Source organism: Betaproteobacteria bacterium (assembly GCA_016791345.1).
Taxonomy (GTDB): domain Bacteria; phylum Pseudomonadota; class Gammaproteobacteria; order Burkholderiales; family JAEUMW01; genus JAEUMW01.
Genome location: JAEUMW010000331.1, coordinates 1 through 5,537, shown reverse-complemented (window position 1 = coordinate 5,537; position 5,537 = coordinate 1). Strand labels below are relative to the sequence as shown.

General features: G+C 67.1%; 6 protein-coding genes. 4 read left to right on the top strand and 2 right to left on the bottom strand.

Annotated elements, in window-relative coordinates:
• The coding region (locus tag JNK68_13110; GenBank protein MBL8541294.1) for an AAA family ATPase at nucleotides 1-1,002 on the bottom strand (1,002 nt) is incomplete at its 3' end.
• A gap of 13 nt (nucleotides 1,003-1,015) precedes the next feature.
• Complete coding sequence (locus tag JNK68_13105; GenBank protein MBL8541293.1) at nucleotides 1,016-1,888, bottom strand: NAD kinase; 873 nt, start codon at nucleotides 1,886-1,888, stop codon at nucleotides 1,016-1,018.
• An 82-nt stretch (nucleotides 1,889-1,970) separates the two neighbouring features.
• Here JNK68_13105 and hrcA point away from each other — a divergent pair, with 82 nt between their 5' ends.
• The 4 genes from hrcA to grpE form a co-directional block, all read left to right on the top strand.
• The gene (gene hrcA / locus JNK68_13100) at nucleotides 1,971-2,987 is read left to right on the top strand and encodes a heat-inducible transcriptional repressor HrcA (GenBank protein ID MBL8541292.1); all 1,017 of its coding nucleotides are present in this window, start codon (nucleotides 1,971-1,973) and stop codon (nucleotides 2,985-2,987) included.
• A 123-nt stretch (nucleotides 2,988-3,110) separates the two neighbouring features.
• Nucleotides 3,111-4,214, top strand: a complete 1,104-nt coding sequence (locus JNK68_13095; protein MBL8541291.1) for a ferrochelatase — start codon at nucleotides 3,111-3,113, stop codon at nucleotides 4,212-4,214.
• A gap of 94 nt (nucleotides 4,215-4,308) precedes the next feature.
• Entirely contained in the window at nucleotides 4,309-5,064 is a 756-nt protein-coding gene (locus tag JNK68_13090; GenBank protein MBL8541290.1) for a sulfite exporter TauE/SafE family protein, read from the top strand.
• Nucleotides 5,065-5,223: 159 nt separating this feature from the next.
• Nucleotides 5,224-5,537 (top strand): nucleotide exchange factor GrpE (gene grpE / locus JNK68_13085; protein MBL8541289.1); only part of this gene is annotated, 314 nt, incomplete at its 3' end.

The following is a 5,537-nucleotide window of genomic DNA, read 5'->3' as shown; positions in this document are numbered from 1 at the left end:
TTCCAGCTGCAGACGCGAGCGCTCGAGCAGTTCCTGCAGCTCGTCCGGCGTCACGCGATACTTGCGCGCGGCATCGTGAATCGCCTCCAGGCGCCGCTCCACCTGCGCGAGACGCGCCGGATCGAGGTCGACGCGCTCGCCGTAGTGGCGCAGCGCATACACGGCTTCCTGCACTTCCACGCGGGCGGATTCGAGCAGATCGAGCACCTCGCCGAGCGCGGGATCGTGCTCGGCAGCGAGCGCGATGCGGTTGCTCACCGTGGCGAGCCGCGACAGGCACGCCGCCTCGCCGTCGGCGAGCACGTCGATGCCGAGGTTGGCAGATTCGAGGAGGCTCGCGGCGTGCGACAGGCGCGAGTGATCCGCCTGCAGCGTGGCCCACTCGCCTTCACCGACGTCCAGCGCGTGCAGTTCGTGCACGCGAAAGGACACTTCGTCGCGCTCGTTCTCCAGCCGGGCAGCGTCTTGTTCCACGGCGCGCAGACGCTCCGCCAGCTCGCGCCAGTGTCGGTATTGCTGCGCGACGCGGCCCGCCTGCGCCGTGAGCGATCCATAGCCGTCCAGGAGATTGCGTTGTGTCGCCGGCCGCAGCAGCGACTGGTGCGCATGCTGACCGTGGATGTCGACCAGGAACTCGCCGGCTTCGCGCAGTTGACCCAGCGTGCACGGATGGCCGTTGACGAGGGCGCGTGAGCGGCCGCTGGCGTCGATCACCCGGCGCAGCAGACAGGTGCCCGCATCGCCGGCAAGCTCGTTCTCCGCGAGCCATTCCTCGAGCCCCGGGGCGTCGGCGATGTCGAATTCGGCGGCGATCTCCGCCCGCTGCGCGCCGTGCCGCACCACGCCGGCGTCGCTGCGCTCGCCCAGCACCATCGCCAGCGCGTCGATGAGGATCGACTTGCCCGCCCCCGTCTCGCCGGTCAACACCGTGAAGCCGGGGCCGAACTCGAGATCCATCTTCTCCACGATCACGAAATCGCGGATCGCCAGCAACCGCAGCATCAAACCACCACCGTCACAGGCTCTCGCTCCAGCGCAGCTTCTCGCGCAGCATGCGGTAATAGTTGTGCCCGACCGGATGCAGGAGCCGCACTTCCACGGGTGAGCGCCGCACGCGCACGCGATCGTCGCCGTTGAGGTCGTAGTGCGAATGGCTGTCGAAGTGGACGCGCACGTCCTCCGCCTCGTGCATGCGCACCTCCACCAGCGAATCGCCGGCGACCACGATCGGTCGCGCCGCCAGCGTGTGCGGCGAGACCGGCACGACCGCCATGAGGCGCAGCGACGGGTGCAGGATGGGTCCGCCGGAAGAGAGCGCGTACGCAGTGGAACCGGTGGGCGAGGACACGATCAGTCCGTCGGAGCGCAGCGTATAGACGAACTGGCCGTCGACGCGCACGTCGAACTCGATCATGTTGCCGGCCGCGCCCTTGGTGACGACCACGTCGTTCAGCGCCATCACGCTGAAGACGTTCTCGTCGCCGCTCATGACTTCCGCCGCCAGCAGCATGCGCGACTCGGCGACGTACTTCCCGGCGAGGATGTGCCCGATGGTCTCGAACATCGTGTGCACCGAGATGTCGGTGAGGAAGCCGAGCCGACCCTGATTGATGCCCACCAGCGGCACGCCGTGTGGCGCGAGCGTGCGCGCGATGTTGAGCATGGTGCCGTCGCCGCCGATCACGATGGCAAGATCGACCTCGTCGCCGAGTTCGTGCAACTCCATCACCGGAAAGCCGCGATTGCCGATGTGCGAGGCCGTCAGGCGGTCAAGCACGACGCTGATCTTGCGCTCTTCGAGAAAGTGCGCCATGTCGAGGAGCGGCAGCGCGATGTCCGGGCTCTTGTACTTTCCGATCAGGGCGACCTTGTTGAATGACGTGCTCATCCCCCGCATTTAACCACAAGGATTCTTCGAGCGACACCGAGCGGGAAACGCAGCCCGCTGAAAACACTATAAAATCGTAACGATGCTTTCAGAGCGCGCGCAAATCCTGCTGAAAACCCTGGTCGAACGCTACATCGCAGACGGCCAGCCGGTCGGCTCGCGCACGCTTTCGCGCTACTCCGGGCTCGATCTGTCGCCGGCGAGCATCCGCAACATCATGGCGGATCTCGAGGAAATGGGCTTCATCGTGAGTCCGCACACGTCCGCCGGACGCATCCCGACGCCGCGCGGCTATCGCTTCTTCGTCGACACCTTGCTCACCCTGAAACCGCTCGACCGGCTGGAGATCCAGCAGCTCGAAGGCAATCTGCAGAGCCACAGCGCGCAGAAGCTGGTGACGACGGCCTCGCACATCCTGTCGGATCTCACGCATTTCGCGGGCGTGGTGATCGTGCCGCGCCGGCGCAATCCGGCGTTCCGCCACATCGAGTTCCTCAAGCTCGCCGAGAAGCGCATCCTGCTCATCATCGTCACCCCCGAGGGCGACGTGCAGAATCGCATCCTCTTCACCGAGAAGCCGTACTCGCCGGGCGAGCTCACCGAGGCCGCCAACATCCTCAACCAGAACTACGCCGGACTCACGTTCGAGGAGATCCGCAGCCGTATCCACGGCGAGCTGCGGCAGCTGCGCGAGAGCATGACGCAGCTGCTGACGGTGGCGATCGACGCGAGCAGCGAAGCGATCGGCGAGACCGAGGAAGTGGTCGTCTCCGGCGAGCGCAACCTGCTCGACGTGCAGGAGCTCTCGTCCGACATGGAACGGCTGCGCGGACTCTTCGCGCTCTTCGACCAGAAGACGAGCCTCCTGCGCATCCTCGACCTGAGCAGCCGCGCCGACGGCGTGCAGATCTTCATCGGCGGCGAGTCCGGCATCGCGCCGCTCGATGAATGCAGCGTGGTCACCGCGTCCTACGAGGTGGAAGGCCAGGTGGTGGGCACCGTCGGTGTCGTCGGCCCGACGCGCATGGCCTACGAGCGCGTGATTCCGATCGTCGACGTGACGGCGAAGCTGCTCGCGAGTGCGCTGTCGCAGAACTAAACGACTCGTGAAAGCGTGAATACGTGAGGGCGTGAAGAAGGGAACGAAGAACACACCGCCCGGACCCTTTCCCGCTTTCACCTCTTCACTCCTTCACTCCTTCACGTCGTCACACTCGTCCCGATGTCGTTCAGCCCGGAACCGCCCTTCGCTCACGGCAGCCCGTCGAAGCCGGCGATCCTGCTCGTCAATCTCGGCACGCCGGAGGCGCCGACACCGGCGGCGCTCAGGGTTTACCTGCGCGAGTTCCTGAGCGACCGGCGCGTCATCGAACTGCCGCGCCCCGTCTGGTGGCTGATCCTCAATCTGTTCGTGCTGCCGCGCCGGCCCAAGGCATCGGCTGCCCGCTACGCGCAGATCTGGACGCCGGAAGGATCGCCGCTCAAGGTCCACACGCAGCGACAGGCGAAGCTCCTGCAGGGATACCTCGGCGTCACGGTGAAATCGCCCTTCGTCGTCGACTACGCGATGCGCTACGGCGCGCCGTCGATTGGCGAAGTGCTCGACCGGCTGCGGGCGCAGGGGTGTGATCGCATCCTCGTGCTGCCGCTCTACCCGCAGTATTCGGCGAGCAGCACGGCAACCGTCTTCGATGCGGTCTTCGCTGCGATCCGCCGCATGCGTAACGCCCCCGCCGTGCGCACCGTCAAGCACTTCCACGACGACCCGCGCTACATCGCCGCCCTCGCGCGGAGCATTCGCGACGACTGGACGACGCACGGCCGCCCGGACGTCCTGGTGATGAGCTTCCACGGGCTGCCGCGCTTCTCTCTCGATCGTGGCGACCCGTATCACTGCGAATGCCTGAAGACGGGGCGGCTCGTGGCGGAAGCGCTGGACTTGACGCCGCACCAGTTCCGGGTGACCTTCCAGTCGCGCTTCGGCCGAGCGGAATGGCTCAAGCCCTACACGGCGGACACCTTGCGCGAGCTGGGCGCCGCCAGGACCGAGCGCGTCGACGTGATGTGCCCGGGCTTCGTCGCGGATTGCCTGGAGACGCTGGAGGAGATCGCGCTGGAGGGCAAGGCCGAATTCCTCAAGGCAGGCGGCGGCAGCTTCCATTACATCCCGTGCCTGAACGAGCGCGACGACTGGATCCGGGCGCTCACCGGAATTGCGGCGAGCAACCTGGGTGGCTGGGTAAGCGCCGCCTTCGACCGCGAAAAGGCCGACCGCGAGGGAGCCGCGGCACGTGCCCGCGCCCTGGAGCGAGGCGCGCGCGACTAGGGTCTGTTCCTGGCGCTTCCCGCGTCGCATCGAGCGGAGAATGGCCCACTGCAGGTTCGGAAAGGAAATCGGTGAGAGGCAAACGCCGGACTGCATGAACTCCCTCTATTTCATCGTCGTGCTGGGCGCCGTCGTCGCGGGCTTCGTGCAGGGGCTCTCGGGGTTCGCCTTCAGTCTGGTGGCCATGTCCTTCTGGGCGTGGAGCCTCGAGCCGCGGCTGGCGGCGGCACTGGCGGTCTTCGGTTCCCTGACCGGGCAGATCATCGCAGCCGTGTCCGTTCGCCGCGGCTTCGATGTGGGCCTGCTCCTGCCCTTCGTGCTCGGCGGCCTCGTCGGCGTTCCGCTGGGGGTATGGCTGCTCCCGCGTCTGGACGTTCACGCCTTCAAGGCGGTGTTGGGCGCACTGCTGGTGCTCTGGTGTCCGGCCATGCTGTTCAGCAGACGCCTGCCCCGGATCACGCTGGGAGGTCGGCTGGGCGATGCCGCTGCCGGGATGGCGGGCGGCGTGATGGGCGGGTTGGGCGGTTTCACCGGCGCTCTGCCCACGCTCTGGTGCACGCTGCGCGGTTTCGAAAAGGACCGGCAGCGCGCCGTCATCCAGAACTTCAACCTGTCGATGCTCGCGGTGACCATGGGCATCTACCTGGCAACGGGTGCCGTCACCCGCGACATGCTGCCATTCTTCGCCGTGGTGGCACCCGCCATGCTGATTCCGACGCTGCTGGGCGCGCGGGTCTACATCGGCATCACGGAGGAGCGCTTCCGCCAGATCGTGCTCGGGCTGCTCACGGCGTCGGGCGTTGCGCTGCTCGCATCGTCGCTGCCGCATCTCGTCCAGCGTATCGGGTAAGCTCGGGCAGCACGCGGCCTGCCCAGCCCCGGCTCGCCTGGAGCCCACCCGGCGCCCCGGTGTCTGCCGTTGATGCGATGTCTGCCGAACGGCACTTGAAATCGGCGACCCTCTCCCCCATGTCATTGCGTGACTTGGACGACAAGGGAGTTACCACGCATGCAGGACACACCGCAGGACACGGCGGCCGAAGCGCCGGCGCCTGACGCCGAAGCGGCGGCGGTCGAGACGCCGCAGGAGGCCGCGCCGCAGCCGAATCTGGAAGAGCAGCTGCGCCAGGCGCAGGCCAAGGCGCAGGAGCATCACGACGGCTGGCTGCGCGCGAAGGCCGAGGTCGAGAACATCCGCAAGCGCGCCCAGGATGACGTGACGAAGGCCCACCGCTACGCGCTCGACAGCTTCTCCGAGGCGCTGCTGCCGGTGCGCGACAGTCTCGAAGCCTCGCTCGCCGCCCCCAACCTGACCATCGACAG